This window comes from Paraburkholderia sacchari (assembly GCF_000785435.2).
GTDB classification, from domain to species: domain Bacteria; phylum Pseudomonadota; class Gammaproteobacteria; order Burkholderiales; family Burkholderiaceae; genus Paraburkholderia; species Paraburkholderia sacchari.
Genome location: NZ_JTDB02000014.1, coordinates 26,693 through 51,974, shown reverse-complemented (window position 1 = coordinate 51,974; position 25,282 = coordinate 26,693). Strand labels below are relative to the sequence as shown.

Annotated in this window: 21 protein-coding genes; 20 read left to right on the top strand and 1 reads right to left on the bottom strand. The window is 63.2% G+C overall.

Annotated elements, in window-relative coordinates; all coding sequences use genetic code 11:
- From NH14_RS30575 to NH14_RS30540, 8 genes are all read left to right on the top strand, one after another.
- Entirely contained in the window at window positions 1-315 is a 315-nt protein-coding gene (locus NH14_RS30575; RefSeq protein WP_035535393.1) for a sarcosine oxidase subunit delta, read from the top strand.
- Entirely contained in the window at window positions 312-3,320 is a 3,009-nt protein-coding gene (locus tag NH14_RS30570) for a sarcosine oxidase subunit alpha family protein (protein WP_035535396.1), read from the top strand. The genes NH14_RS30575 and NH14_RS30570 overlap by 4 nt, the downstream gene beginning before the upstream one ends.
- A complete protein-coding gene (locus tag NH14_RS30565; protein WP_035535399.1) occupies window positions 3,310-3,948 on the top strand; it encodes a sarcosine oxidase subunit gamma in 639 nt (212 codons plus the stop codon). Before NH14_RS30570 ends, NH14_RS30565 begins: the two co-directional genes overlap by 11 nt.
- Complete coding sequence (locus tag NH14_RS30560; protein WP_168727173.1) at window positions 3,945-4,403, top strand: dihydroneopterin aldolase; 459 nt, start codon at window positions 3,945-3,947, stop codon at window positions 4,401-4,403. The genes NH14_RS30565 and NH14_RS30560 overlap by 4 nt, the downstream gene beginning before the upstream one ends.
- A gap of 164 nt (window positions 4,404-4,567) precedes the next feature.
- Window positions 4,568-5,764, top strand: coding sequence for a formaldehyde dehydrogenase, glutathione-independent (gene fdhA / locus NH14_RS30555; protein WP_035534861.1), 1,197 nt, complete (start codon window positions 4,568-4,570; stop codon window positions 5,762-5,764).
- Between the two features lie 587 nt (window positions 5,765-6,351).
- Window positions 6,352-7,164, top strand: coding sequence for a transporter substrate-binding domain-containing protein (locus tag NH14_RS30550; RefSeq protein WP_035534858.1), 813 nt, complete (start codon window positions 6,352-6,354; stop codon window positions 7,162-7,164).
- Window positions 7,165-7,237: 73 nt separating this feature from the next.
- Entirely contained in the window at window positions 7,238-7,897 is a 660-nt protein-coding gene (locus tag NH14_RS30545; RefSeq protein WP_035534855.1) for an amino acid ABC transporter permease, read from the top strand.
- Window positions 7,898-7,933: 36 nt separating this feature from the next.
- Complete coding sequence (locus NH14_RS30540) at window positions 7,934-8,662, top strand: amino acid ABC transporter ATP-binding protein (protein ID WP_035534852.1); 729 nt, start codon at window positions 7,934-7,936, stop codon at window positions 8,660-8,662.
- Window positions 8,663-8,782: 120 nt separating this feature from the next.
- Here the strand turns inward: NH14_RS30540 and NH14_RS30535 are convergent, their stop codons facing one another.
- Window positions 8,783-9,808 (bottom strand): GlxA family transcriptional regulator, encoded by a 1,026-nt coding sequence (locus tag NH14_RS30535; protein ID WP_035534849.1) that lies wholly within the window; start codon window positions 9,806-9,808, stop codon window positions 8,783-8,785.
- Between the two features lie 455 nt (window positions 9,809-10,263).
- On the opposite strand from NH14_RS30535, the gene NH14_RS30530 reads away from it, so the two are divergent.
- From NH14_RS30530 to choW, 12 genes are all read left to right on the top strand, one after another.
- Complete coding sequence (locus NH14_RS30530) at window positions 10,264-11,538, top strand: serine hydroxymethyltransferase (protein WP_035534846.1); 1,275 nt, start codon at window positions 10,264-10,266, stop codon at window positions 11,536-11,538.
- Between the two features lie 90 nt (window positions 11,539-11,628).
- Complete coding sequence (locus NH14_RS30525) at window positions 11,629-12,600, top strand: dipeptidase (protein WP_035534843.1); 972 nt, start codon at window positions 11,629-11,631, stop codon at window positions 12,598-12,600.
- 137 nt (window positions 12,601-12,737) lie between these two features.
- Entirely contained in the window at window positions 12,738-13,271 is a 534-nt protein-coding gene (locus NH14_RS30520) for a DUF5943 domain-containing protein (RefSeq protein WP_035534873.1), read from the top strand.
- Between the two features lie 52 nt (window positions 13,272-13,323).
- A complete protein-coding gene (locus NH14_RS30515) occupies window positions 13,324-15,387 on the top strand; it encodes an NADH:flavin oxidoreductase (RefSeq protein ID WP_035534840.1) in 2,064 nt (687 codons plus the stop codon).
- 3 nt (window positions 15,388-15,390) lie between these two features.
- The gene (locus tag NH14_RS30510) at window positions 15,391-17,325 is read left to right on the top strand and encodes a (Fe-S)-binding protein (protein ID WP_035534836.1); all 1,935 of its coding nucleotides are present in this window, start codon (window positions 15,391-15,393) and stop codon (window positions 17,323-17,325) included.
- Between the two features lie 4 nt (window positions 17,326-17,329).
- The gene (locus tag NH14_RS30505) at window positions 17,330-18,511 is read left to right on the top strand and encodes an electron transfer flavoprotein subunit alpha/FixB family protein (protein WP_035534833.1); all 1,182 of its coding nucleotides are present in this window, start codon (window positions 17,330-17,332) and stop codon (window positions 18,509-18,511) included.
- Complete coding sequence (locus NH14_RS30500) at window positions 18,508-19,293, top strand: drug:proton antiporter (RefSeq protein WP_035534830.1); 786 nt, start codon at window positions 18,508-18,510, stop codon at window positions 19,291-19,293. Before NH14_RS30505 ends, NH14_RS30500 begins: the two co-directional genes overlap by 4 nt.
- Before the next feature lie 61 nt (window positions 19,294-19,354).
- Entirely contained in the window at window positions 19,355-20,596 is a 1,242-nt protein-coding gene (locus NH14_RS30495) for an aromatic ring-hydroxylating oxygenase subunit alpha (protein ID WP_035534870.1), read from the top strand.
- A 29-nt stretch (window positions 20,597-20,625) separates the two neighbouring features.
- The gene (locus NH14_RS30490; RefSeq protein WP_035534827.1) at window positions 20,626-21,774 is read left to right on the top strand and encodes an FAD-binding oxidoreductase; all 1,149 of its coding nucleotides are present in this window, start codon (window positions 20,626-20,628) and stop codon (window positions 21,772-21,774) included.
- 144 nt (window positions 21,775-21,918) lie between these two features.
- Window positions 21,919-22,782 (top strand): glycine betaine ABC transporter substrate-binding protein, encoded by an 864-nt coding sequence (locus tag NH14_RS30485; RefSeq protein WP_035534867.1) that lies wholly within the window; start codon window positions 21,919-21,921, stop codon window positions 22,780-22,782.
- Between the two features lie 418 nt (window positions 22,783-23,200).
- Window positions 23,201-24,370 carry a quaternary amine ABC transporter ATP-binding protein gene (locus tag NH14_RS30480; protein WP_035534865.1) on the top strand — a complete coding sequence of 390 codons (1,170 nt, stop codon included), beginning with the start codon at window positions 23,201-23,203 and terminating at the stop codon, window positions 24,368-24,370.
- Window positions 24,363-25,259 carry a choline ABC transporter permease subunit gene (gene choW, locus NH14_RS30475; RefSeq protein ID WP_035534824.1) on the top strand — a complete coding sequence of 299 codons (897 nt, stop codon included), beginning with the start codon at window positions 24,363-24,365 and terminating at the stop codon, window positions 25,257-25,259. The genes NH14_RS30480 and choW overlap by 8 nt, the downstream gene beginning before the upstream one ends.
- Window positions 25,260-25,282 lie beyond the last annotated feature (23 nt).

The following is a 25,282-nucleotide window of genomic DNA, read 5'->3' as shown; positions in this document are numbered from 1 at the left end:
ATGTTGCTGATCGAATGCCCATGGTGCGGGCCGCGCGCCGAACTCGAATTCACCTGTGGCGGCGAGGCGGACATCGCGCGCCCGCTCGATACCGACAAGCTGAGCGACCGCGAATGGGGCGAGTACCTGTTCATGCGCGATAACCCGCGCGGCGTGCACAAGGAGCAGTGGCTGCATACGCAGGGCTGCCGCCGCTGGTTCAAGGTGACGCGCGACACCGTGAGTTACGACATTCAGGGTTACGAAACGTTTGGCGACGCCAACTCGCCGGTGAACGTCCAGGCGAAAGCCAATCAAGGGAGCAAGCAGCGATGAGCCAGAAGAACCGTCTCGGCGCCGGCGGGCGCATCAACCGCGCGATTCCGCTGACCTTCACGTTCAACGGGCGCACTTATCAGGGCTATCAGGGCGACACGCTCGCCTCGGCGCTGCTGGCCAACGACGTGCACTTCGTCGCGCGCAGCTTCAAGTACCACCGTCCGCGCGGCATCGTGACCGCCGACGTGGCTGAGCCGAATGCCGTGGTGCAGCTCGAGCGCGGTGCGTACACCGTGCCGAACGCGCGCTCGACCGAAATCGAGCTTTATCAGGGGCTCGTGGCGACCAGCGTGAACGCTGAGCCGGACCTCGAGCACGACCGCATGGCGATCAACCAGAAGTTCTCGCGCTTCCTGCCGGCGGGCTTCTACTACAAGACCTTCATGTGGCCGCGTAAATTCTGGCCGAAGTACGAAGAGAAGATTCGCGAAGCCGCGGGCCTGGGCAAGGCGCCCGAAGTGCGCGACGGCGACCGCTACGACAAGTGCTTCGCGCATTGCGACGTGCTCGTGGTCGGCGGCGGCCCGACGGGTCTGCTGGCCGCGCATACGGCGGGCCGCGCCGGCGCGCGCGTGATTCTCGTGGACGACCAGCGCGAACTGGGCGGCAGCCTGCTGTCGTGCAAGACCGAAATCGACGGCCGCCCCGCCATCCAGTGGGTCGAAAAGATCGAGGCGGAACTCGCGGCCATGCCGGACGTGAAGATCCTCTCGCGCAGCACGGCCTTCGGCTATCAGGATCACAACCTCGTGACCGTCACGCAGCGCCTGACCGAGCATCTGCCGGTCTCGACGCGCAAGGGCACGCGTGAACTGCTGTGGAAGGTCCGCGCGAAGCGCGTGATTCTCGCCACCGGCGCGCACGAGCGTCCCATCGTGTTCGGCAACAACGACCTGCCGGGCGTCATGATGGCCTCGGCGGTGTCCACCTATATCCATCGCTATGGCGTGCTGCCGGGCCGCAAGGTCGTGGTGTTCGCGAACAACGATGCGGGCTACCGCTGCGCGCTCGACCTGAAGGGCTGCGGCGCGGAAGTCACGGTGGTCGATTCGCGTGCGCAGGGCAAGGGCGCCTTGCAGGACGCCGCGCGCCGCCAGGGCGTGAAGATCATGAACAACGCGGCCATCATGGCGGCGCACGGCAAGCTGCGCGTGAATTCGGTCGAAGTGGTCGCGTACCAGAACGGCCAGACCGGCGCGAAGCTCGCTGACCTGCCGTGCGATCTGGTGGCGATGTCGGGCGGCTTCAGCCCGGTGCTGCACCTGTTCGCGCAGTCGGGCGGCAAGGCGCACTGGAACGACGCGAAGGCCTGCTTCACGCCGGGCAAGCGCGTGCAGCAGGAAGTGAGCGTGGGCGCGGCAGTGGGCGAATTCAGCCTCGCACGCGGCCTGACCCAGGCCGTCGACGCCGGTATCGACGCAACGAAGTCGCTTGGCTTCCAGGTCACGCGCCCGCAGGTGCCGAAGGCCGCCGAGATCGCCGAAACGCCGTTGCAGCCGCTGTGGCTCGTGGGCAGCCGCAAGGCCGCGCCGCGCGGACCGAAGCAGTTCGTCGACTTCCAGAACGACGTGGCCGCATCGGACATCCTGCTGGCCGCGCGCGAAGGCTTCGAATCGGTCGAGCACGTGAAACGCTACACGGCGATGGGCTTCGGCACCGACCAGGGCAAGCTCGGCAACATCAACGGCATGGCGATCCTCGCGGAGGCGCTCGGCAAGACGATTCCCGAAACCGGCACGACCACGTTCCGCCCGAACTACACGCCCGTGACGTTCGGCACCGTGGCGGGCCGCGAACTGGGCGACTTCCTCGACCCGATCCGCAAGACCTGCATTCACGAGTGGCACGAGGAGAATGGCGCGCTGTTCGAAGACGTGGGCAACTGGAAGCGCCCCTGGTATTACCCGAAGAAGGGCGAGGACATGCACGCGGCGCTCAAGCGCGAGTGCCTCGCGGTGCGCAACAGCGTAGGTATCCTTGATGCGTCGACGCTTGGCAAGATCGACATCCAGGGCCCGGACGCCGCGAAGCTGCTGAACTGGATGTACACGAACCCGTGGCTCAAGCTCGAAGTGGGCAAGTGCCGCTACGGCCTGATGCTCGACGAGAACGGCATGGTGTTCGACGACGGCGTGACGGTGCGCCTCGGAGCGCAGCACTACATGATGACGACCACCACGGGCGGCGCGGCGCGTGTGCTCACGTGGCTCGAGCGCTGGCTGCAGACTGAATGGCCCGACATGAAGGTGCGTCTGGCTTCGGTGACCGATCACTGGGCGACCTTCGCCGTGGTGGGCCCGAAGAGCCGCAAGGTGCTGCAGAAGGTGTGCAGGGACATCGACTTCGACAACGCCGCGTTCCCGTTCATGTCGTATCGCAATGGCACGGTGGCGGGCGTGAAGTCGCGCGTCATGCGCATCAGCTTCTCGGGCGAGCTGGCCTATGAAGTGAACGTGCCGGCCAACGCGGGGCGCGCGGTGTGGGAAGCGATCATGGCCGCGGGCGCGGAGTTCAACATCACGCCGTACGGCACGGAAACGATGCACGTGCTGCGCGCGGAGAAGGGCTACATCATCGTTGGCCAGGACACCGACGGCTCGGTCACGCCGTTCGACCTGGGCATGGGCGGGCTCGTTTCGCAGACCAAGGACTTCCTCGGCCGCCGCTCGCTCAAGCGCTCGGACACCGCGAAGGAAGGGCGCAAGCAGTTCGTCGGACTCCTGACCGACGATGCGAAGTTCGTGCTGCCCGAAGGCGGCCAGATCGTCGACGTGAATGCGCAGCAGAAGGCGGACGGCACCACGGCGATGATCGGCCACGTGACGTCGAGCTATTACAGCCCGATTCTCGACCGCTCGATCGCACTGGCGGTCGTGAAGGGCGGCCACAACAAAACCGGCGAATACGTCGCCATCTCGATGGCCGATGGCCGGCGCGTGAAGGCGAAGATTGCCAGCCCGATTTTCTATGACACTGAAGGGGTGCGTCAGCATGTTGAATGAAACGATGGATACGGCGCCCCTTGCGGAGCGCGCAGCAGCAGCGGTGCGGCTCGAGTCGCCTTTCGTCGGCGTGGCCGGGCTCATGAAGGCGCAGGAGGGCCGCGCGCCGAAGGGCTTCACCCTGCGTGAACTGCCGTTCCGCGATCTGGTGAACGTGCGCGGCGAACTGAGCGATCCGGCTTTCGTGGACGCGTTCGCCCAGGTGGTCGGCTGCCAGCCGCCCGCGACGCCCAACACGGTCGCGCGCGGCAACGGCTACGACGTGCTGTGGCTGGGCCCCGATGAATGGCTCGTGCGCTCGGACGCGGCGGTGCGGGCCGGCGTGCTCGAAGCGAAGCTCGCGCCCGCATTCGGCGAAGCTTACGCGGCGGCCGTGGACGTGGGCAGCGGCTACACCGTGGTGGAGGTCGACGGCGCGCGCACGCGCGAACTGCTCTCGCGCGGCTGCCCGCTCGATCTGCATCCTGGCCTGTTCAAGGAAGGGCAATGCGCGCAGAGCGTCTTCTTCAAGGCCTCGATCGTGCTGGTTCCGATGGGGGGCGACCGCTTCGAGATCGTCGTGCGCCGCAGCTTCGCCGACTACTTCTGCCGCATCATGCTCGACGCCACCGCGTCGCTGGCATCATGAAGATCGTCGACGGGACCTTCGATCCCGCGCTCGGTGTGGCGGTGGCGCCCGATGCGCCCCTGTCGCGCGGGCGCGGCTGGAGCGTGTTCGTCGAGGGCCTGAGCGTGCCGGCGCGCATCGGCATTCATCCGCACGAGCATGGCCAGCCGCAGCCGCTCGTGATCGATGCGCAGCTCGGCTATCGCTCGATGCCGAAAGAGGAAAGCGCCTGGATCGATTATGAGAGCTATTGCGCGCGCATCGCGGAGTTTCTCGCGAAGAAGCCGCATACGCGGCTGCTCGAAACGCTGGTGGCCGATATTGCGGCGCTGTCGTTTCGCGAGTGGCCCGCGCTCGATACGCTCACGATCGAAGTGCACAAGCCGAAGATCCGTCCGGGCACGCGGCGCATTGGCGTGTCGCTCGAATGGACGCGCGCTGATTATCTGCAGTGGAGCACCACAGGGCGCTGGTAGCGTGGCGTGCCGTCCGCGCCTGATGTGCTCTGCCGATGTCGGTGCACGACAAGCACGCGTCGGCTTTTGCACATCGCGGGGTGCGTGCGGCGGGCTACGCTCAACATATCGCTGCGGGCGCGGATTGACGGGTGCGCCGCGGCGCTAATTCTCAAGGAGACAAGGTGATGAGCAATCGTGGCGTCGTGTATCAAGGTCCGGGCAAGGTCGAAGTGCAGAAAATCGACTATCCGAAGATGGTCGATCCGACCGGCCGTGCGATCGGCCATGGGGTGATTCTCAAGGTGGTCAGCACGAACATCTGCGGTTCGGACCAGCATATGGTGCGCGGCCGCACCACGGCGCCGGTTGGCCTCGTGCTCGGTCACGAGATCACGGGCGAAGTGGTCGAGATTGGCAAGGACGTCGAAACGCTGAAGATCGGCGATCTGGTTTCGGTGCCGTTCAACGTTGCTTGTGGCCGTTGCGCAATGTGCCGCGAGCAGAACACGGGCGTGTGCCTGACCGTGAACCCGTCGCGCGCCGGCGGCGCGTATGGCTACGTCGACATGGGCGGCTGGATTGGCGGCCAGGCCGAGTACGTGCTTGTGCCGTACGCAGATTTCAATCTGCTGAAGTTCCCGGACAAGGACCAGGCGATGGCGAAGATTCGCGATCTCACCTGCCTTTCGGACATTCTGCCCACCGGCTATCACGGCGCGGTGACGGCGGGCGTGAAGCCGGGCTCGACGGTTTATATCGCGGGCGCGGGTCCCGTCGGCATGGCTGCGGCGGCTTCGGCGCGTTTGCTTGGCGCGGCCTGCACGATCGTCGGCGACATGAATGCGGAACGTCTCGCGCACGCGAAGGCGATGGGCTTCGAAGTCGTGGATCTCTCGAAGGATGCTTCGCTGGGCGACCAGATCGCGCAGATTCTGGGCAAGCCGGAAATCGATTGCGCGGTCGACTGCGTGGGCTTCGAGGCGCACGGCCACGGTGCCTCGGGGCACTCCGAAGAGGCGCCCGCTACGGTGCTCAACTCGCTGATGGAAATTACCCGCCCTGCGGGCATGATCGGGATTCCGGGACTTTATGTGACCGACGATCCGGGCGCGAAGGACGTTGCTGCTCAGCATGGCAGCTTGAGCATTCGCTTCGGCCTGGGCTGGGCGAAATCGCATACGTTCCATACCGGCCAGACGCCGGTGCTCAAGTACAACCGTAATCTGATGCAGGCGATTCTGTTTGACCGGCTGCCGATCGCCAAGATCGTGAATGTCTCGGTTATTTCGCTGGATGATGCGCCTGAAGGCTATAAGAAGTTCGATGGCGGCGCGCCGCGGAAGTTTGTGATCGATCCGCATGGTTTGTTGGCGGCTTGATGGTCGGTAGGGCGTAAGCAGAACGGGCAGCCGCTGGTGGGGCTGCCCGTTTTGCTTTCCGGGAAACGATATGGTGGGTTTGTTCAGCTACCTGGCCGCCTGGTAGCGCCGCCAGAGCGTAATGTTCGCCGTATACGCGGGAAGCGTGGCGATTAACTCAATAACCAGCATTGCTGGAATATAAAGATCATCCGCTTCGCGGGAGCTACCGGCCATGTAGCCCCGTCTCGCCAACGCAGACCGAAAGGCTCGCTTCCATACGGCTATAGCGCCGGTCGGGCAGCAGACGTGCCACTTGCTGTTTGAACTCGGGGCCGATGCATCCGCATTACATCTCCACTAATACGGCTACCCGGCGAAGAATTCTATTCTTCTTCCTAGTGGATAAATACTAGGGTTTTTAAAAAAAAATTCTCTTGCTGCCCCCGTACGATCTCCAGTGACCCGGACGGACCGAGCCGCACGTTCAACGCATGTCGCGCGGCAGCCCTTGGGTCACTGACGCACGCAGTCCCCGTTTCAACCTGATGAAGGCATGCCGCCTTCTACGCACACTAGATCGAACAACTTGAATCCGCGAGGAGACCATGAATTTCTCGAACACCAGGCGTCTGCTTATGCGCGGTGCGCTCGTCATGACCGCGCTCGGTTTTGTGGGCGCGACTGCCCACGCCCAGGACCTGCTCGAAACGGTGAAGTCGAGCGGTGTGCTGCACGTCGGCCTGGAGGGCACCTATCCTCCGTTCGACTACCGGAACGCTGCCGGCGAACTTGAAGGCTTCGATGTGGATGTCGCCAAGGCCCTTGCTGCCCGACTGGGCGTCAAGCCGGAATTCGTCCCTACCGAGTGGAGCGGTATCCTTGCCGGCCTGCAGGCAGGCAAATTCGACGTGATCGTCAATCAGGTCACCATCACGCCCCAGCGCAAGCAGGCTCTGGATTTCAGCCAGCCCTACACGTTCTCGGCGGCCCAGCTGATTCAGCGCACCAACGACAAGCGCGAGTTCAAATCGCTCGGCGAGTTCAGCGGCGAGAAGAAAATCGGCGTGACGCTCGGCACGAACTATGACCAGATGGCCCGCGCTGTTTCGGGCATCAACGTCCAGACTTATCCTGGCGCGCCGGAGAAGCTGCGCGATCTGGCATCGGGCCGCATCGACGCGACGCTCGACGACCGCCTGATGCTGCCGTACATCATCAAGACTTCGAACCTCCCGCTTCGTCCGGGCGCAGTGCTCAAAGGGGGCGAACAGGAAATGGGCATTCCGTTCCGCAAGGGCAATCCCGCGTTCGAAAAGGCTGTGAACGACGCGCTCAATTCACTGAAGCAGGACGGTACGTTGAAAAAGATTTCGATGCACTGGTTCAACACTGACGTAACACAGCCCGTCACGCAGTAATCGCTCACCCTTCTTTCTGTTTGCGCCACCCCGGCTACTGCCTGGGCGGCGCACCCGCGCAGCAGATCAATTTATGGCTCCAATCGACATCGTTGTTCAGGCAATGCCTCTCCTTCTGATGGGTGCATTGATTACCCTGAAGTTCGCGCTCGCCTCCGCGTTTCTCGGTCTGTGTGTCGGCCTTGTAGTCGCAATCATGGGTATCAGCGGCCGGCCGTTCATCATGGGCGTTGCCCGGGGCTACGTCAGCCTCATGCGCGGCACGCCACTGCTGGTTCAGATTTTCGTCATCTACTACGGGTTGCCCGATATCGGCATCTCTCTCGAGCCAACGAGCGCTGGCATTCTCGCTTTGACCGCCAACGCCGGCGCCTATCTCTCCGAGAGCATGCGCGGCGCCATTCTCGGCATCAGCCGCGGACAGTGGAGCGCGGCGCATAGCCTGGGCCTCACCCACTTGCAGACACTGCGTTACGTAATTTGCCCGCAGGCTTTGCGAATGGCCGTACCGAGTCTCGGCAACACCCTGATCAGCCTGATCAAGGACACGTCGCTGGTCTCCGTGATCACCGTGACGGAGATGCTGCGTGCCGCGCAGGAAGTCATTGCAGCCACGTATCAACCGTTGCCGCTCTATCTGGCCGCCGCCGCGATCTACTGGATTCTGAGCACCGCAATGTCGTGGGCGCAGCGTCATGTTGAAGTGCGGCTTGCGCAGGCACACGTCCGCTGAGACAACGGGCAACTTGAGAATCGTAGAGATAGCGAGATGATTTCACTCAATAACGTTTCGAAATGGTACGGGCAGTTTCAGGTTCTTACCGGCTGCACAACCGAAGTGAAGAAAGGCGAGGTGGTTGTCGTGTGCGGTCCGTCCGGCTCCGGCAAGTCGACGCTGATCAAGGCCGTGAATGGCCTCGAACCCTTCCAGGAAGGCGAAATCGTCGTTGGCGGTCATTCGGTGGGGGACAAGCAAACTAACCTCTCGAAGCTCCGCGCCAAGGTCGGGATGGTGTTTCAACATTTCGAGTTATTCCCGCATCTGTCTATCACCCAGAATCTGACGCTCGCTCAGATCAAGGTTCTCGGCCGGGACCGCGACGCTGCAACCACGAAAGGCCTGGCGCTACTCGACCGGGTGGGGCTTCGCGCACATGCCGACAAATATCCCGCCCAACTGTCTGGCGGCCAGCAGCAACGCGTTGCGATTGCACGGGCGCTTTCGATGGATCCGATCGCGATGCTGTTTGACGAACCAACGTCTGCCCTGGATCCCGAGATGATCAACGAGGTGCTCGACGTGATGGTCGAGCTCGCCCAGGAAGGCATGACGATGATGTGCGTCACGCACGAAATGGGCTTCGCCAGGAAAGTGGCGAACCGGGTTCTGTTCATGGACAAGGGAATCATCGTCGAGGACGCCCGCAACGATGCCTTCTTCGAAAATCCGCAATCCGATCGCGCCAAGGAGTTCCTGATGCGCGTGCTGCCTCACTGAGCGCATTCGCTCCGTCGCACGTTACTGAAAGAACGGTCGCTTGCCGAAGGGCGGCCGATAGGGACTAGTCATGCACAGTGACGAGGAAATGCCAATGCCGCGGGAGCCGCGACAAGACAATCAATGCGCCGACAACGAAGGCGCAACCGCAACAACAGCCGGCGTATCCACCCCCGAAAGCGGCGCAATACGTTTGCGCCGTTCTCCGGTCGGCGCATTCCCAAACGCATCCCGATAGCTCTTGCTGAAATGGCAGGCCGACTGAAACCCGCAAGCCATCGTGATCTGCATGATCGACATATCGGTTTGCAGCAACAGCTCACGTGCGCGCCGCAACCGCAGGGTCAGGTAGTAATGCGTCGGCGTCATCCCCAGATGCTCATGGAATAGTCGCTGCAACTGCCGTTGCGACATATTCGCGAGCCGCGCGAGCTCTTCGCGGGAAAGCGGCTCTTCGATATTGTTTTCCATCAGCGCGATCACTTCGAACAGCGACTTGTTGGCCGACCCGAGCCGCGCCACCAGCGGCATGCGCTGCTGCGCACTGGTATCGCGCACGTGCTCGACCACGAACTGCTCGGCAATCTGCGTGACGCGCGCAGTGCCCACCCGCGCCGTGATCAGGTTCAGCATCATGTCGAGCGGCGCCACGCCGCCCGTGCAGGTCACGCGATCCCGGTCGATCACGAAAAGCTCTTTGAGGAAGCGCGTGGAAGGAAACTCCTCCTTGAGCGCCGACATGTTTTCCCAGTGGATTGCGCACGCATACCCGGACAGCAGCCCCGCCTTGGCGAGCGCATAAGTGCCCGTGCACAGGCTCCCGAGCGCCACGCCCATGCGCGCGAAGCGGCGCAGCGTGGAGAGATGATCGGCGGTGGTGACGCGCTGCACGTCCACGCCGCCGCATACGAACACGATGTCCGGCTGGCCCACGCACTCGGCGGGTCCGGTGTCGATGGCAAGTCCGTTGCTTGCCGTGACCTGGCCGCCCTGCGGGCTGATGATCGACCACCGGTAGAGCGGCTGGCCGCTCAGGTAGTTCGCCATGCGAAGAACTTCAATGGCGTTCGTAAACGCGATCATCGTGAAATTGGGCAACGGCATGAACGCAAAATGCGCCAACGTCGCCGAACGGGCGGGGACCATGAGGGGCGATTCCTTTAATTCTCAAGCCGGGCGGGAAGCCCGCGCCAGGCTAGTGCAATTTTCGAATCTGGCATGCCAGGTGTGCCATGCGGCTAAACCCTAATTCAAACCCGACAAAAATATGCGCGCTCGGATTTAAAGGGGGCTGCACAGAAGTTCGGCATGCGACGGCCTTGGTGCATTTAATTCAACGCGGATAACGTCTGACGATTGTTTGGATCGGAACCCATCCGTGGGTTGTTTCGCCAACGGTTAGCCAACGCTCGCGTCACTTGTGAAAAACGGACGCCGATGGCGGAAAAGGAAAAGAATGCGTCTGAATTCATACATCGGCCGCAAATACGAACGACAAGAATAGAGCCGTCAACCACCACTGTCCCGATGGGCGGGAAACCCAGGCGGGGCGGGGCCTCACGCGGGCCGGGCCATTCATCTCACATCGTCACGGATGCTCTATGTCGAACACTCAAGCTTTCTTTTCGCAGCCGCTCGCCGAGCGCGACTCCGCGGTGCGTAAAAGCATTTTGAAAGAAATCGAGCGGCAGCAGTCGCAGGTTGAAATGATCGCGTCGGAAAACATCGTGTCGCGGGCGGTGCTGGAAGCGCAGGGCTCGGTGCTGACCAACAAGTACGCGGAAGGTTATCCCGGCAAGCGCTATTACGGCGGTTGCGAATTCATGGACGAGATCGAGTCGCTGGCCATCGAGCGCATCAAGAAGATCTTTAATGCCGGCTTCGCCAATGTCCAGCCGCACTCGGGCGCCCAGGCCAACGGCGCAGTCATGCTCGCGCTGGCCAAGCCGGGCGAGACGGTGCTCGGCATGTCGCTCGACGCGGGCGGCCACCTCACCCACGGCGCGAAGCCCGCGCTGTCCGGCAAGTGGTTCAACGCGGTGCAATACGGCGTGAACCGCGAAACTATGCGCATTGACTATGACCAGGTCGAGGAACTCGCGCATCAGCACAAACCGGGTCTGATCATCGCGGGCTTTTCCGCCTACCCGCGCCAATTGGACTTCGCGCGCTTCCGCGCGATTGCCGATAGCGTGGGCGCGAAGCTGATGGTCGACATGGCCCATATCGCGGGCGTGATCGCCGCCGGCCGCCATGCGAACCCGGTCGAGCACGCGCACGTGGTCACGTCCACCACGCACAAGACCCTGCGCGGCCCGCGCGGCGGCTTCATCCTCACCAACGACGAAGAAATCGCCAAGAAGATCAACTCGGCCGTGTTCCCGGGCCTGCAGGGCGGCCCGCTCATGCACGTAATCGCCGGCAAGGCGGTGGCGTTCGGCGAGGCGCTCGATCCGAGCTTCAAGACCTATATCGACAGCGTGCTGGCGAACGCACAAGCGCTGGGCGAAGTGCTGAAGGCCGGCGGCGTCGATCTGGTCACGGGCGGCACCGACAACCACCTGCTGCTGGTGGACCTGCGTCCCAAGGGCCTGAAGGGAGCGCAAGTGGAGCAGGCGCTCGAGCGCGCCGGCATCACCTGCAACAAGAACGGCATTCCGTTCGATACGGAAAAGCCCACGGTTACCTCGGGCATTCGCCTGGGTACGCCTGCGGGCACGACGCGCGGTTTCGGCGTGGCGGAGTTCCGCGAGATCGGCCGCCTGATTCTCGAAGTGTTCGATTCGTTGCGCGCGCATCCGGAAGGCGACGCCGCCACCGAGCAGCGTGTGCGCCGCGAGATTTTCGCGCTGTGCGAACGCTTCCCGATCTATTGATTGGACAAGATTGAACCAGGGCCCGGGGCGCCGGGCCCGTCCCCCGAACACGTTCGACCCCACCGACGTCAGACACTGGAGTAGAGACACATGAGCACGCTGCATCAGGACAGCATCATCATCGACGGCCTGAACATTTCGAAGTTCGCGCGGCCGGTATTCGAAGACATGCACAAGGGCGGCATCACGGCTGCGAACTGCACCGTGTCGGTGTGGGAGAACTTCACGAAGACGGTCGACAACATCGGCGTGATGAAAAAGCAGATTCGCGACAACAGCGAACTGCTGACGCTGGTGCGCACGACCGAAGACATTTTCCGTGCGAAGAAGGAAGGCAAGACCGGGGTCATCCTGGGCTTCCAGAATGCACATGCGTTCGAAGACAACCTCGGCTATATCGAAGCGTTCGCCGACATGGGCGTGCGCGTCGTGCAGCTTTGCTACAACACGCAGAACCTCGTTGGCACCGGCTGCTACGAGCGTGACGGCGGCCTCTCGGACTTCGGCCGCGAAGTGATCACCGAGATGAACCGCGTGGGCATCATGGTCGACCTCTCGCACGTTGGCGGCAATACGTCGTCGGAAGCGATCGCGTTTTCGAAGAAGCCGGTGTGCTATTCGCACATCCTGCCGTTGGGCCTGAAAGATCACCCGCGCAACAAGAGCGATGCGCAGATCAAGGAGATCGCCGATGCAGGCGGCTTCGTCGGCGTGACGATGTTCGCGCCGTTCCTCAAGCGCGGAATCGAATCGACGATCGAAGACTATATCGAGGCGATCGATTATGTCGTGAACATCGCGGGCGAAGACACGGTCGGCATTGGCACGGATTTCACGCAGGACTACGCGAAAGAGTTCTTCGACATGCTCACGCACGACAAGGGCCGTTATCGCCAGCTCACCAACTTCGGCAAGATCGTCAATCCGGAAGGCATCCGCACGATCGGCGAATTCCCGAACCTGACCGCCGCGATGGAACGCGCCGGCTGGAAGGAGTCGCGTATCCGCAAGATCATGGGCGAGAACTGGGTGCGCGTGTACAAGGACGTCTGGGGCGCATAAGCCGCACGACAGTCTAACCAGCACACACAAAGACACGAAACAACGGGACGTGCCCGGCGCAAGATGCGCGGGGCACGCGGGCGATGCCGCGCCTGCGCAACGACGCAAACGGCTTTTTTCCTCACGGAGTCACTACGATGCAACCGCAACTGCCGATCAACGTCGATCCCGATACGGGAGTCTGGACCACCGACGCGCTGCCGATGCTGTACGTGCCGCGCCACTTCTTCACGAACAACCACGTCGCCGTCGAGGAAGCGCTCGGCGTCGAGGCCTATGCGGAAATTCTCTACAAGGCCGGCTACAAGTCCGCTTATCACTGGTGCGACAAGGAAGCGAAGCTGCATGGCCTGACCGGCATGGCGGTGTTCGAGCATTACCTGAAGCGCCTCTCGCAGCGCGGCTGGGGTCTGTTCTCGATCATCGAAGCCGATCCGTCGACTGCGCGCGCCAAGATCGAGTTGCGCCATTCGTCGTTCGTGCTTCAGCAGCCGGGCAAGGAAGGCAAGCTTTGCTACATGTTCGCGGGCTGGTTCGCCGGCGCGATGGACTGGGTCAACGACACGACGCCGGAAGGCAAGGGCGCACCGCGCTCGCAATCGAAGGAAGTGCAGTGCGCGGCTGAAAACCACGATCACTGCGTCTTCGAAGTGTCGCCGATCGCCCACTAAAAAGAACTACACCGAGTAACACGAGACATACGAACGCCAGAGGTCGCTTGCGATGCGCTATCCCAACCTGTTCAAACCCCTCCAGCTTAATCAACTGACGCTGCGTAACCGCATTGTCAGTACCGCGCACGCCGAGGTCTATGCCGAGCCGGGCGGCCTGCCGGGCGACCGCTATATCCGCTATTACGAGGAAAAGGCGAAGGGTGGCGTGGGCCTCGCGATCTGCGGCGGATCGAGCCCGGTCTCGATGGATAGCCCGCAGGGCTGGTGGAAGTCGGTCAATCTCACGACCGACAAGGTCATCGATCCGCTCTCGCGCCTTGCCGAAGCGATGCACCGTCACGGCGCGAAGATCATGATCCAGGCAACCCACATGGGCCGCCGCAATGCGTACCACGGCGAGCACTGGCCACACCTCGTGACGCCCTCGGGCGTGCGCGAGCCGGTGCACCGCGGCAACGCCAAGATCATCGAAGTCGAGGACATCAAGCGCATCATCAAGGACTTCGCGGCTGCTGCAATTCGCGTGAAGAGCGCGGGCATGGACGGCATCGAAATCTCGGCTGCGCACCAGCAACTGGTCGATCAGTTCTGGAGCCCGCGCACGAACTTCCGCACCGACGAATGGGGCGGCAGCTTCGAAAACCGTCTGCGTTTCGGCATCGAAGTGCTGAAGGCGGTGCGCGAAGCCGTGGGCCGCGACTTCTGCGTCGGCCTGCGCATGTGCGGCGATGAATTCCACGAGAACGGCATCGACCACGAGCACGCGAAGGAAATCGCCCAGGCGATGGAAGCGACGGGCCTGATCGACTACATCAGCGTGGTGGGTTCGGGCGCTGACACGCACAACACGCTCGTGAACTGCATGCCGCCGATGGCGCTGCCGCCCGAACCGTTCGTGCACCTCGCGGGTGGCATCAAGTCGGTGGTGAAACTGCCGGTGATGCACGCGCAGAGCATCCGCGACGCGGGCCAGGCCGAGCGCCTGCTCGCGAACGGCATGATCGATCTGGTCGGCATGACGCGCGCGCAGATCGCCGATCCGCACATGGTCATCAAGATCCGCGACGGCCGCGAGGACGAAATCAAGCAGTGCGTGGGCGCGAACTACTGTATCGACCGCCAGTACAACGGCCTCGACGTGCTGTGCGTCCAGAACGCGGCGACCTCGCGTGAAGAGACGATGCCGCACGTGATCGAAAAGTCGCGGGGCCCCAAGCGCAAGGTGGTGGTGGTGGGCGCGGGCCCCGCAGGCCTGGAAGCGGCGCGCGTTGCGCGCTCGCGCGGCCATGACGTGGTGCTGTTCGAGAAGAACACTGAAGTCGGCGGCCAGATCATGATCGCGGCGAAGGCGCCGCAGCGCGAGCAGATGGCTGGCATCGTGCGCTGGTTCGACATGGAAACGAAGCGCCTCGGCGTGGATCGCCGTCTGGGCGTGGCGGCCGACGAGAAGATGATCATGGCTGAGAAGCCGGACATCGTTGTGCTCGCAACTGGCGGCCACAGCTACACCGAGGAAGTGCCGGGCTGGGGCGTGGCCGAGGGTCTGGCGGTCAGCGCGTGGGACATTCTCACGGGCAAGGTCGAGCCCAAGCAGAACGTGCTGATCTATGACGGCATCAGCACGCATGCGGGCTCGGGCGTGGCCGACTTCGTCGCGAGCCGCGGCTCGAAGGTCGAGATCGTGACGCCGGACGTGAAGGTGGCCGACGACGTGGGCGGCACGACGTTCCCGATCTTCTATCGCCGGCTGTACGCGCAAGGCGCGGTGCTGACGCCGAATTACTGGCTCGATCGCGTCTACGAAGAAGACGGCAAGAAGATCGCGGTGCTGCGCAACGAGTACACGGAAGAGCTCGAAGAGCGCGCAGTCGATCAGGTGGTGATCGAGAACGGCACGCGGCCGAACGACGAACTCTACTGGAAGCTCAAGAACGAATCGGTGAACCGCGGTCAGGTCGACGTGAACAAGCTGTTCGCTTCCGAAGCTCAACCGTGCCTGACCGAAGAGCTCGGCAACGGCCGCTTCCTGCTGTTCCGCGTTGGCGACTGCATCTCGATGCACAACATCCACGGCGCAATCTACGACGCGCTGCGGCTCGTGAAGGACTTCTGACCCATGAACCCGACCTGGCTGATTACCGCGCTGCTGTGGCTGTCGATGGCGGGGCTCGCGTTCGCCGTAGCGAAGCGGGCCGCTTACTGGCGCGTCGGGCGTGCAGCGGCGCCCGGTTCGTTCGGCGCATTCGGTTTCATCAAGCTGTTCAGCATTCCGAAGCGCTATTTCGTCGATCTTCACCACGTGGTCGCGCGTGACCCGTACATCGCTAAGACGCACGTGGCGACCGCTGGCGGCGCGATTGCGGCGCTCGCGCTCGTGTTCATCAACTATGGGCTCGCGATCTACTCGCCGTGGCTCGACAAGCTGATCTTCCTCGCGGCGCTCGCGATGCTGGTTGGCGTGGTGTTCGTATGGCGCCGCCGTCACGCGAAGAATGTGCCCGCGCGTCTGTCGAAGGGCCCGTGGAATACGCTGCCGTGGGTGCTCGGTTCGTTCGCGCTCGGCCTCGTGCTGTTCATGCTCGTACCGACCGAGGCGATGTCGGGCGGATTCGCGGTGCTCTGCGCGCTGCTGATCGGCGTTGGCGCGTTCGCGATGACGTTCGGCGCGGCCAGGGGCGGCCCGATGAAGCACGCCATCGCCGGCCTGCTGCACCTCGCATTTCACCCGCGCCAGGAGCGTTTTGCCGCCACGCGTGAAAGCTGGACCGGCAACGGTTCCGCCACGCCGCCCACGGCGCTCAAGCTGCCCGATATCGAGCAGCAGGAATATGGCGTGGCCAAGCCGGTGGAATTCCGCTGGAACCAGTTGCTGAGCTTCGATGCCTGCGTGCAGTGCGGCAAGTGTGAAGCTGCATGCCCCGCGTTCGCCTCGGGTCAGCCGCTCAATCCGAAGAAGCTGATTCAGGATCTCGTGGTGGGCATGGCGGGCGGCACCGATGCGGCCTACGCGGGCAGCCCCACGCCGGGCATCAAGGTCGGCCAGCATGGCGGCGCGCCCAACGGTCCGATCGTCTCGGGCCTGATCGAAGCGCAAACGCTGTGGTCGTGCACCACCTGCCGCGCCTGCGTGCAGGAGTGCCCGATGCTGATCGAGCACGTGGACGCCATCGTCGACATGCGCCGCAATCAGACGCTCGTGCACGGCACGGTGCCGGGCAAGGGTCCCGAGGTGCTCGCGAACCTGCGCGAAACCGGCACGATGGGCGGCTACGACAAGGCTGCGCGCTACGACTGGTCGGTCGACCTGAACGCACCCATTGCGCAACCGGGCAAGCCCGTGGACGTGCTGCTGGTAGCCGGTGAAGGCGCGTTCGACATGCGCTATCAACGTACGCTGCGTGCGCTCGTGAAGGTGCTCAACAAGGCGGGCGTGAGCTACGCCGTGCTGGGCGGGCAGGAAACCGATACGGGCGATGTGGCGCGCCGTCTCGGCGACGAAGCAACGTTCCAGCGCATGGCGAAGCAGATGATGGGCACGCTCGCGACGCTGAACTTCAAGCGCATCGTGAGCGCCGACCCGCACGTGATGCACAGCCTGCGCAACGAATACCGCGCGCTCGGCACGCGTTACGAGGTGCTGCATCACACGACCTTCCTCGCCGAACTCGCCGCGAGCGGCAAGATTGCGCCGAAGGCCGTCGAAGCGCTGCGCGAGAAGCGCACCACGTATCACGATCCCTGCTATCTGGGCCGCTATAACGGCGAGACCGAAGCGCCGCGCAAGCTGCTCAAGACCATCGGCATTCAGGTGGTGGAGATGGAGCGCAACGGCATGCGCGGACGCTGCTGCGGCGGTGGCGGCGGTGCGCCGCTGACCGATATCCCCGGCAAGCAGCGCATCCCCGATATCCGCATCGCCGACGCGAAGGCCGTGGGCGCGGAAGTAGTCGCGGTGGCGTGCCCGAACTGCACGGCGATGCTCGAAGGCGTCGTGGGTCCGCGCCCCGAGGTGCTCGACGTGGCCGAACTCGTTGCTGCTTCGCTGGAGTGAACCGATGAACGCGATCAAACGAATCGATCCGCGCCGCCCCTTCATCATTACGGCGGCAGGACTCAGGCGCATCACGCTCGGCGAGAGCGGCAGCGCGGATGCCAGCGCGGCGCACTGGAGTGGCCATGCGCACGGCGCTGCGGCGGCCAGGCCTCTGCGTCAGCTTAGCGATCCGAATCAAATCATGCTGGTGGTGGCCCACGCCGAGCGCGGCGCGCTCGACGACCACACGTGCCAGACCATCGCGGCGGCGGCGTTGCTGGCCGATGCGAAAACCGAAGTGGCGCTGCTCGTGTTCGGCGAATTGAAGGACGATGCAGCTGCGCTCGGCGTGGACAAGCTGATCGAGCTGCCGGGCTTCGAGCGCCGCGTGTTCGCGCCCGAAAGCGAACTGCGCGCGTTGCAGGCCTGCGCAGCAGCGCTCGCGCCCAAACACGTGTTCGTGCCCGACAACGCGACCGGCGACGGCGATCTGGGACGGCGCTATGCGGCCTCCGCTGGCGCCAGCGTGGCGGCGCACGTGGTCGAGATCGACGCGAAACACGTGAGTGTTTACGAACAGGCGAAGCGCGCGTTCGCTACGCGCGCGCTGCCCGATGTGATTCTGCTCGAGCCCAACGCGGTGGATGCGAAGCTGCCCTTCGTGGGCGCGGGCGAGCGTCTCGCAGGCGATTTCATTCGTCCTGCTGGCGATATCGAGCAGCCTTACCGCGATCTGGGTCTGGAGGAAATCGACGCGGCCCAGGTGGCGCTCGAAGAGGCCGACTTCATCGTCTCGGCGGGCAATGGCGTGACCGACATTGCGTCGTTCGAAAAGCTCGCGGGCGTTTTCGGCGCGGCCATCGGCGCGAGCCGCGTAGCCGTGGACAACGGCCATTTCACGCGCGACAAGCAGGTGGGCGCGACCGGCAAGACGGTCGAGGCGAGCGTGTATATCGCGTTCGGCATTTCCGGGGCCGTGCAGCATTTGCAGGGCATCAAGGATTGCCGTCACGTGATTGCCGTGAACATGGACGGCAGCGCGCCGATCGCGAAGCGCGCGAACCTGACCGTGGTGGGCGACGCGCAGCAGACCATCGCCGCGCTGATCCAGCAGGTGCAGAGCGCGCGTGCGACGCGCGGACAAGCATCAAGTGCTGCCGAGCAACGTCAACCGAAAACTCAAACTGCGGGAGTGGCTGCATGAACACTCAACAACAGATAGCGCGCATAGCGGTGCTGGTTTCCGCAGGCCGCCATCCCGTGAGCGGCGCGCCGCGCTACAGTCGGAACGACGCGCAGGCGCTGGAGATCGGCCGCAAGCTCGCCGATCAGCACCGCGCGCAACTCGACGTGATTCACGCGGGTGACGCCAGCGAACCCGCGCTGGCCGAATACCTCGCGCTGGGCGCGCGTGAAGTCGAGGTGCTCGCATGTGCGCCCGGCGACGACGCGGCGCGCGCGCTCGCCGAACGCGTGCGCGGCTACGACCTCGTGCTGACGGGCACACGCGCCGAGGGTGCGCACGACAGCGGCATGCTGCCGTACAGCGTGGCGGCCGCGTTGCGCTGCCCGCTTGTGGGCAGCGCTGTGGACGTCGACGTAAAAGGGGGCCGTGCCACGGTTCGCCAGTTCCTGCCCAAGGGCTTGCGCCGCCGCGTGGAAGCCGCGCTGCCGGCGGTGATCGCCGTGCATCCGCTGGCGAGCGGCCAGCCGCAGTACGCCTATGCACGGCTGCGTTCGGGCACGATCCGGCCCCAGCGCGCCACGCGCTTCGCTAGCGACGAAGCGGCCGCCTGGAAGGTCGGTCCCATCGAGCGCAAGCCCGTCAAGTTCGCTGCCCCCGAGAAGCGCTCAGGGCATTCCCGAATGCTCGCAGCGGTCACGACCGAGAGCCGTGGCGGGAGCGTCGTAATTGAGGGGAGTTCGGTCGAAAAAGCACAAGTGATACTTGCGTATTTGCGCGAGCATCAACTCATCGATTACTGATCTTCACTGATATTTGCTGACCTGTCGGCAAGAAACAGGGATGAAAAATCCGGAGCACACGATGAACGTATCGGCAGACATTCGCGCGCTGGTGGAGCGCCGCAAGGAAGGCTACAGCCTTGAAGCACCCTTCTATCGCAGCGAGGAAATCTTCGCGCTCGACATGGAGGCGATTTTCCGTCAACACTGGATTCAGGTGGCCACGGAGCCGGAGCTTCCGGAGCCGGGCGACTATGTCACGGTCGAGCTGGCCGGCGAGTCGATCCTGATCGTACGCGACGACGACATGCAAGTGCGCGCGTTCCACAACGTATGCCGCCACCGCGGTGCGCGCCTGTGCAACGAGCATAAGGGGACGGTGGGCAACATCGTCTGCCCGTATCACAGCTGGACCTACAACCTGACTGGCGAGCTGATGTTCGCCGAGCACATGGGCGAGCAGTTCGACCGTTGCAAGCACAGCCTCAAGACGGTCCACGTGCAAAACCTGGCAGGCCTGATCTTCATTTGCCTCGCAGAAAATCCGCCCACAGACTTCGCGAACCTGCGCGCGGCCATGGAGCCGTATCTGCTGCCGCACGATCTGCCCAACTGCAAGGTTGCCGCGCAAGTCGACATCGTCGAGAAGGGCAACTGGAAGCTCGTGATGGAGAACAATCGCGAGTGCTATCACTGCGTTGCAAACCATCCGGAACTCACGATTTCGCTCTACGAATACGGCTTCGGCTACCAGCGCTCGGACGCGAACGCGGAAGGCATGGATGCGTTCGCGCGCACCTGCGAGGAGCGCACGAAGCAGTGGGACGAGTTGAACCTGCCTTCGGTCGAGATTGAAAAGCTCTCGGACGTCACCGGCTTCCGTACCCAACGCCTGCCGCTCGACCGCAGCGGCGAATCGCAGACGCTCGACGCCAAGGTGGCTTCGAAGAAGCTGCTGGGCGAGTTCCGCACGGCCGACCTCGGCGGCCTCTCGTTCTGGACCCAGCCGAACTCGTGGCATCACTTCATGAGCGACCACATTGTGTCGTTCTCGGTGATTCCGCTTTCCGCTGGCGAAACGCTCGTGCGCACGCGCTGGCTCGTGCATCAGGACGCGGTGGAAGGCGTCGATTACGACGTGGCGAATCTCACGGCGGTATGGAACGCGACCAACGACCAGGACCGCACGCTGGTGGAGTATTCGCAGCGCGGCGCGGGAAGCAGCGCCTATGAACCGGGCCCGTACTCGCCGTACACCGAGGGCCTCGTCGAAAAATTCTCGGCCTGGTATGTGGGCCGTCTTGCCGAAAAAATCGGCGCATAAGCTGGTGCGCGAGTAGAGCGGAGTTTGAAATGATGCGAGATGCGGCCCAATTCGATCCCACCGACAGCCGGGTGACGCGCCCGGCCTTCTGGGGCGCGCTGCCTGAGCGCTGGACGAGCGATGCGGAAGAAACGCTGGTGTGCTGCCATGTGCGGCAGGAAACGCACGACGTAAAGAGCTTTTTCTTTCGATCGCCGCAAGGGCGCACGTTCTCGTTCGAGCCGGGGCAGTTCGTGACGCTCGAACTGGACATCGACGGCGAAGCGGTGAATCGCTGCTATACGATTTCGTCGTCGCCGGCGCGGCCGCATACGATCTCCATCACCGTCAAGCGCGTGCCGGGCGGCAAAGTGTCGAACTGGCTGCACGACAACCTGCTGCCGGGCGCGTCGATTCGCGTGCTCGGGCCGGGCGGCGAATTCACCTGCGCGCGCCATCCGGCCAACAAGTATCTGTTCCTTTCGGCCGGCTCGGGCATCACGCCGCTGATGTCGATGAGCCGCGCGCACCACGATCTCGCCGAGGATCGCGACATCGTGTTCGTGCATAGCGCCCGTACGCCCGACGACATCATCTTCGCGCGCGAGCTCGAACTGATTGCGGCGAGCCACGCGAACTTCCGCACTTCGTTCGTTTGCGAGCGGCTGGGCGCGCGTACCGCGTGGTCCGGCGTCACGGGTTTTCTCACGCTGCCGCTGCTGAAGCTGATTGCGCCCGACTTCATGGAGCGCGAGATTTTCACGTGCGGACCTGCGCCGTATATGAAGGCCGTGCGCGATCTGCTGGACGAAGCGGGATTCCCGCACAAGCAGTATCACGAAGAGAGCTTCTCGTTCGAGACGCTGAATGCGGACGAGCCCGATGCGCTGGCCGAAGCGCCTGCGGAACCTGGCGTGGAAGCGGGCACGGAAGCCGCCACGTTCAAGGTCACGTTCGCGAAGAGCAATCGCGAGATTCTATGTGGCACGGACCAGCACGTGCTGGAAGCCGCGCGCCAGGCCGGCGTGCGCCTGCCGTCATCGTGCGCGCAGGGCATGTGCGGCACCTGCAAGGTCAAGCTCGTCTCGGGCCAGGTGCAGATGAATCATAAGGGCGGCATTCGCCAGCGCGAAATCGACCAGGGCATGGCGCTGATGTGCTGCTCGAAGCCGCTGTCCGATCTCGTCATCGATAAATAAAGCAGGGCAAAGGAGCGCGCGCGTGTCGCCTGAACGCGTGTCGTGCCAAAACAAGATCGTGTCGTAAAACGACGATAACAACACATTGTGGCGGGGGAATCTGGAAGCGCACAGGGCATGTTGCTCTTACTTGAGGAGAAGACCGTGAAGCTGCTGCAAAAACTGTTGTGGACCGGCATGGTGTCGGCGATGGTGGTGTTAAGCGGATCGGCCGCGGCCGACGAAAAGCCGACGTTGAAGATCGGCTATGTGGAAGGATGGGACGATAGCGTGGCTACGTCGAACGTGGCGGCGCGCATCATCGAAAAACGCTTCGGCTACCAGGTGCAGCTCGTGCCGGTGGCGGCGGGCATCATGTGGCAGGGCGTGGCGCGCGGCGACCTCGATGCGACGCTTTCCGCTTGGTTGCCGGTCACGCAGGGCGCTTACTGGGCGCAGTTCAAGGACAAGGTGGTCGACCTCGGGACGAACTTCCCGGGCGCGAAGATCGGTCTTGTGGTGCCTGACTACGTGAAGGCGAAGAGCATCGACGACCTCAACGCGGAGAAAAGCGCGTTTGGCGGGCGCATTGTCGGGATCGACGCAGGCGCGGGCGTGATGAGAAAGACCGACGAGGCCGTGAAGAAGTATGGGCTCGAATACACGCTCATGCCGAGCTCCGGCAGCGGCATGACGGCCGAGCTCGCGCGCAATGTCAATGCGAAGAAGCCGGTGATCGTGACGGGCTGGACGCCGCACTGGATGTTCGCCAAGTACAAGCTGCGCTTTCTTGATGATCCCAAGGATGTCTTCGGCGCGGCTGAGCATGTGGATAGCGTAGCCAATCCGGAACTCGAGAAAAAGGCGCCGGCGGTGGTGTCGTTTCTCAAGAAATTTCAGTGGAAACCCGGTGAGATCGATAGCGTGATGCTCGCCGTTCAGAACGGAGCCAAGCCCGAGGCCGCGGCCGACACGTGGATTGCCGCGCACGGCGAGCGAGTGAATGACTGGGTGCAGCCGGCTCAATAAGCGCTCGCTTATTGCGGTTTCGCATTGCACGTTTTCCTGTAGATCCACCTTCACTCAGGTCCCGCCTGAGTGACAAAGGGCTCATCCCCCCCGCGGCGCTTCGCGCGCCGTGGGGCATAACCCAGAACCCAAACCGACGGGGCGCGTGCGTTCGCGCCTTCGTCGTCGCCTTTTTCCTTAGCAATTACCCGGTTTTCCGTGCGGATGCCTGCACGGTGTTTGCCGCTTTTTCGTTCTCAAGTTTCTTTGAACGCGAATACGCGTATACCCGCGAAAAAGCACGTAAAAAGTCCTAATTCCTGACGTGTCGTTTTTTCATAAGCTCCTGTCGCAAATAGCCATCCCGGCGGGGTTTTTTCTGGCAAACATGTAGTTACACGAAGCGGGCCGGCGCCTGCATGACTAGGAGATGGAGTCGATGGAATCCCCAAAAATCGTAGTCGATGGACTATGCAAGGTATTCGGGCCCAATCCGAAAGTGGCGCGCGAGCTGCTTTCGAGCGGCGCCACCAAGGACGAGATGTTCGCGAAAACCGGTTATGTGCTGGGCGTGAACAATGCCTCGTTCTCGGTGAACGAAGGTGAGATTTTCGTGCTAATGGGGCTTTCGGGCTCCGGCAAATCCACGCTGATTCGTCTCATCAATCGTCTCGTCGAGCCCACCGCGGGCAAGGTCGTGATCGATGGCCGCGATATCGCCGCCGTGAAGAAGAGCGAGCTGGTTTCGCTGCGCCGCACCGACATGAGCATGGTGTTCCAGTCGTTCGCGCTCATGCCCCAGCGTACCGTGCTGTCGAACGCGGCCTTCGGCCTGGAAGTGGCGGGCGTCGGGCGCAAGGAGCGCGAGCAACGCGCGCTCACGGTGCTCGAACAGGTGGGCCTCGCGCAGTTCGCGCACAAGCTGCCCGCCGAGCTCTCGGGCGGCATGCAGCAGCGCGTGGGCCTTGCGCGCGCGCTGTCTGTGAATCCCTCGCTCATGATCATGGACGAAGCGTTTTCGGCGCTCGACCCGCTCAAGCGCAAGGAAATGCAGAACGTGCTGCTGCAACTGCAAAAGGAGCAGCGCCGCACGATCATGTTCGTCTCGCACGACCTGGAAGAGGCGCTGCGCATCGGCAGCCGCATCGCCATCATGGAAGGCGGCCGCATCGTTCAGATCGGCACGCCGCAGGAGATCATCAGCAATCCTGCCGATGATTATGTGCGCGCGTTCTTCGACGGCGTGGACACGAGCCGCTATCTCACCGCCGGCGACCTGATGCAGCGCGAAGCCGTGCCGCTCATCCGCACGCTCGACAAACAAAGCGTGGCCGCGTCGCTCAACGGCAGCAACGAATACGCGTTCGTACTCGACGCACAGCGCCGCATCAGCGGCTTCGTCACGCGCGATGCGATTGGCGTGGACAAGCCGTCGTTGCGCAAAGTCGAAAGCATTGCGCTCGGCACGCCGCTCGATCAAGTGGTTTCGCGCGTTTGCGCCACCAACACAGCATTGCCCGTGGTCGACGATGAAGGCCGCTATTGCGGTTCCATCGATCAGGCCGCAGTCCTCAAGGTCATTACGCGCAACAGGGGTGCCCATGTCTGAGCTCATTCCACTCGGCCAATGGGTCGATCAGTCGGTTCATTATCTGCTCGACCACGATGCCAATACCTTCGACGCCATCGGCAAGGCGATCGAAAGCTTCGCGAAACTCATCGAGCATGGCCTGCAGGTTGTGCCCATGTGGGCGATGATGGCGTTCTTCATCGCGCTCGGCTTGTGGCGCGTGGGCTGGCGCTTTGCGATATTTGCGGCGGCTTCGCTGCTGCTCATCTATGCCACCGGCTTCTGGGATCAGATGATCGTTACCTTGGGGCTCACGCTATCGTCCACACTCATTAGCCTCGTGCTGGGCATTCCGCTCGGCATCTGGACCGCGAAGAACAAGCTCGTGCAGACCATCGTGCGGCCAATTCTCGACCTGATGCAGACCATGCCGGCCTTCGTCTACCTGATTCCGGCGGCAATGCTGTTCGGTCTTGGCCGCGTGCCCGGCATTCTCTCGACCGTGATCTTCGCGATGCCGCCCGCCGTGCGTCTCACGAGCCTCGGCATCAAGCACGTGAATCGCGAGATCGTGGAAGCGGGCCATGCCTTCGGCTGCACGCCGTGGCAGCTGCTCTACAAGGTGCAGTTTCCCAACGCGCTGCCGTCGATCATGCAGGGCGTGAACCAGACCATCATGATGGCGCTTTCGATGGTGATCATCGCCTCGATGGTGGGCGCGGGCGGCCTCGGCAACGACGTGCTCGCGAGCATTCAGCGGCTCGATATCGGGCTGGGCTTCGAGAGCGGGCTTGCCGTGGTGCTGCTGGCGATAATTCTGGACCGGATCACTGAGAGCTTCGGCCGCGCGCCGGGTGCCACGAAGGCGCCGCTGTTCTCGGGCGTGAAGCAGCTCTTTCGTCCGCGCGCCGTAGTCGCGCAGGCTTGAGTGGCTAAATGCCCGCCTTAAGC

Bases quoted from the DNA above. Each gene is read 5' to 3' on its own strand.
- NH14_RS30575 (WP_035535393.1), top strand. From the start codon at position 1: ATGTTGCTGATCGAATGCCCATGGTGCGGGCCGCGCGCCGAACTCGAA.
- NH14_RS30570 (WP_035535396.1), top strand. From the start codon at position 312: ATGAGCCAGAAGAACCGTCTCGGCGCCGGCGGGCGCATCAACCGCGCG.
- NH14_RS30565 (WP_035535399.1), top strand. From the start codon at position 3,310: ATGTTGAATGAAACGATGGATACGGCGCCCCTTGCGGAGCGCGCAGCA.
- NH14_RS30560 (WP_168727173.1), top strand. From the start codon at position 3,945: ATGAAGATCGTCGACGGGACCTTCGATCCCGCGCTCGGTGTGGCGGTG.
- NH14_RS30550 (WP_035534858.1), top strand. From the start codon at position 6,352: ATGAATTTCTCGAACACCAGGCGTCTGCTTATGCGCGGTGCGCTCGTC.
- NH14_RS30545 (WP_035534855.1), top strand. From the start codon at position 7,238: ATGGCTCCAATCGACATCGTTGTTCAGGCAATGCCTCTCCTTCTGATG.
- NH14_RS30540 (WP_035534852.1), top strand. From the start codon at position 7,934: ATGATTTCACTCAATAACGTTTCGAAATGGTACGGGCAGTTTCAGGTT.
- NH14_RS30535 (WP_035534849.1), bottom strand. From the start codon at position 9,808: ATGGTCCCCGCCCGTTCGGCGACGTTGGCGCATTTTGCGTTCATGCCG.
- NH14_RS30530 (WP_035534846.1), top strand. From the start codon at position 10,264: ATGTCGAACACTCAAGCTTTCTTTTCGCAGCCGCTCGCCGAGCGCGAC.
- NH14_RS30525 (WP_035534843.1), top strand. From the start codon at position 11,629: ATGAGCACGCTGCATCAGGACAGCATCATCATCGACGGCCTGAACATT.
- NH14_RS30520 (WP_035534873.1), top strand. From the start codon at position 12,738: ATGCAACCGCAACTGCCGATCAACGTCGATCCCGATACGGGAGTCTGG.
- NH14_RS30515 (WP_035534840.1), top strand. From the start codon at position 13,324: ATGCGCTATCCCAACCTGTTCAAACCCCTCCAGCTTAATCAACTGACG.
- NH14_RS30510 (WP_035534836.1), top strand. From the start codon at position 15,391: ATGAACCCGACCTGGCTGATTACCGCGCTGCTGTGGCTGTCGATGGCG.
- NH14_RS30505 (WP_035534833.1), top strand. From the start codon at position 17,330: ATGAACGCGATCAAACGAATCGATCCGCGCCGCCCCTTCATCATTACG.
- NH14_RS30500 (WP_035534830.1), top strand. From the start codon at position 18,508: ATGAACACTCAACAACAGATAGCGCGCATAGCGGTGCTGGTTTCCGCA.
- NH14_RS30495 (WP_035534870.1), top strand. From the start codon at position 19,355: ATGAACGTATCGGCAGACATTCGCGCGCTGGTGGAGCGCCGCAAGGAA.
- NH14_RS30490 (WP_035534827.1), top strand. From the start codon at position 20,626: ATGATGCGAGATGCGGCCCAATTCGATCCCACCGACAGCCGGGTGACG.
- NH14_RS30480 (WP_035534865.1), top strand. From the start codon at position 23,201: ATGGAATCCCCAAAAATCGTAGTCGATGGACTATGCAAGGTATTCGGG.
- choW (WP_035534824.1), top strand. From the start codon at position 24,363: ATGTCTGAGCTCATTCCACTCGGCCAATGGGTCGATCAGTCGGTTCAT.